The organism is Fretibacterium sp. OH1220_COT-178, from assembly GCF_003860125.1.
Taxonomy (GTDB): domain Bacteria; phylum Synergistota; class Synergistia; order Synergistales; family Aminobacteriaceae; genus CAJPSE01.
In genome coordinates this window covers 1-2,488 of record NZ_RQYL01000057.1, presented here as the reverse complement: position 1 = coordinate 2,488, position 2,488 = coordinate 1, and the positions used below count along the sequence as shown (strand labels likewise).

Genomic DNA, 2,488 nt, shown 5'->3' with positions numbered 1-2,488 from the left:
TAGATGTACAGTCCCATGTTGAAGTGGTTTGGATTGCGGTGAAATCGTTGAGGTTCTTCAGCCCAAGTTTTCACGATAAATTCATAGGGAGTCAATCCCTTCAAGGTTTTTAAACGCTTGGCAAAATTATAGGCAGCTGTAAAGGCATTAAGATGCTCTTCAAGCTGGTTCTGAGATTCGTAATAATAACGCTTCACCGTTGCTTCTTTCAGTGTCCGGTTCATACGTTCTACCTGTCCGTTGGTCCAAGGATGGTTGGGCTGGGTCAGACGATGTTCGATACCGTTGTGCCTGTAAACTCGATCAAAAGGATGTCCACGAAGCTGTGCTGTGATTCCCTCGCGATATTTTGGCAAGTCGGCAAACTGAATTCCGTTATCGGTAAGCACAGTATGGATTCGGTAAGGCACGGCAGATATCAAAGCCTCAAGGAATGCTTTGGCACTCTCCGTGGTTGCCCGCTTATAGAGCTTTGCCATTACGAATTTCGAGGTGCGGTCGATCGCGACAAAAAGCTGAAGTTTTCCTTCTTCCGTTCTTACTTCAGCAATGTCGATGTGAAAAAAAACGATGGGATAGGATTTGAATTTCTTTTTCGGCTTCTTTTCTCCACAGGTATCCTGTAAACGGTTGATACCATGACGTTGCAGGCAACGATGTAAAGATGAACGCGTCAGGCAGGGAATAGATTCTTTCAATGCATAAAGGCAGTGATCCAGCGGTAACAGCGTGTGTTTACGAAAGGCCACAATCAATGCTTCTTGTTCCTTTGTCAAAACGCTGGACCTTGCTTCTTTCGGCCCCATGGGTAAATCGACAACTGTGTCGCGCTTCTTCCATTTCGCGACGGTCTTGGGATTCACACCATATTTTGTTGCAAGTGTCCTCAAGCTCTCTTGACTATTTTGTATTGCTCGACGGGTTGCCTCTGTCGTTCGGGCGCAAGCATGTAATATCTGTCCCATAGGTGTTCTTTCTCCTCGTAGAATAAGTAACGTAGAAGTGATACCAGGGATGATAAACTACTTCCAGTTTTGTCGGGAAAGCTCGTAACCTCCTTGGGACGCCAAGCCCGCAAAGAAGAGTGAGCCCCCGGCTTTCTCAGAGCAGCACGATTGAGCAGGTTGAGGTGAAATTTAAACTCGTCTGACTAACGAGGTTGTGCGCTGAGACTGTCCGGACCCGTCAGATCAAACTTTGCTCAAGAGGTGTTGCTCATGTACTCCTCCTTCGTTGGTATCGATATTGGCAAGTGGAATCATCAGGCTGCTTTCCTTGAGGTATCCGGCAAAGAAACAGCTCGTTCTCTTGCGTTTCAGAATACCAGCGAAGGCTTTCAATCGCTGTCGAAATCTCTCGCCCCCTTTGACAAAGGCCAGACCGTTATTGGCCTCGAGGCCACCGGACACTATTGGCTTGCCCTCTTCTCATTCCTCGTCGACAACGGCTGGACCGTCAAGGTCATCAACCCCATGCAGTCCGACGCTCTGCGAAAAATGAACATCCGCAAGGCCAAAACAGACCGTAAGGACTGCGTGGTCATCGCCGACGTTCTGCGCTTCGGGCGCTATACCGAAACCGTTCTCCCCGACGAGGATCTGCTCCAGCTTCGGGAACTCTCCCGCTGCCGTGTCGCCCACGTCGAGCTCCTTGGAGACTTGAAACGCAGGGTCCTGGGCATCCTCGACCGCGTCTTTCCGGAGTTCGCCTCCTGCTTCTCAACGGTCTTCGGCGCCGCTCCAACGGAGCTGCTCCAGGAGTGCACCGACCCGGAGGAACTGGCCGACTACGACATCGACAAGCTCATCAAGCTCCTGGAGAAGGAGAGTCGTGGACGCCATTCCAGAGAAAAGGCGGAGGAGCTCAAGGCCAAGGCATCCAGGAGTGTTGGAACGCGTTTCGGCCGTGACGCCCTGAAGTTCGAACTCAAGATGCTCCTTGAACAGCTGGATTTCATCAAAAGCCAGGTCAAGGAATTGGACAAATTCCTGAAGAAGCTGATGAAAAACCACGAACTCATCTACACCATCCCCGGCATCAGCGTGACGCTGGGCTCTGCGATTCTGGGGGAGATTGGGGATGTGAAGCGCTTTGGCACCCCCCAGCAGCTCCAGGCCTTTGCCGGGATGGACCCGTCGGTGATGCAGAGCGGTAATTTTCAGGGCACCCAGGGAAAGATGTCGAAACGTGGCTCTCCATACCTGCGCCGCGCCGTCTACCTGGCCGCTAACGCCGCAAGACGCTTCGACCCTGTATTCAAGGAATTCTATGACAGGATGATTGCCAGGGGCAAACATCCCAAACAGGCCTTAGCCGCCGTCGGCACGAAACTTCTGAGGGTAATTCACGCCGTCATGACTTCGCAGAAACCCTACAATCCTCAAAAACTTTTACCCCCTGCTGCCATTTCTCAATTAATCCCTTGACTTTTTCTAGCAGGTCTTCTTTGAAGGATTCTCTGTTCCATCATAACATGGGACTGTACATC

Annotated in this window: 2 protein-coding genes; one reads left to right on the top strand and one right to left on the bottom strand. The window is 51.0% G+C overall.

Going from position 1 to position 2,488, the window contains the following annotated elements; all coding sequences use genetic code 11:
• Nucleotides 1-965 (bottom strand): IS481 family transposase (locus EII26_RS12740; protein ID WP_124889530.1); only part of this gene is annotated, 965 nt, incomplete at its 3' end.
• A 252-nt stretch (nucleotides 966-1,217) separates the two neighbouring features.
• On the opposite strand from EII26_RS12740, the gene EII26_RS12735 reads away from it, so the two are divergent.
• Nucleotides 1,218-2,426: an IS110 family transposase gene (locus tag EII26_RS12735; RefSeq protein ID WP_124889529.1), complete on the top strand. Its 1,209-nt coding sequence runs from the start codon at nucleotides 1,218-1,220 to the stop codon at nucleotides 2,424-2,426.
• Nucleotides 2,427-2,488: the final 62 nt, after the last annotated feature.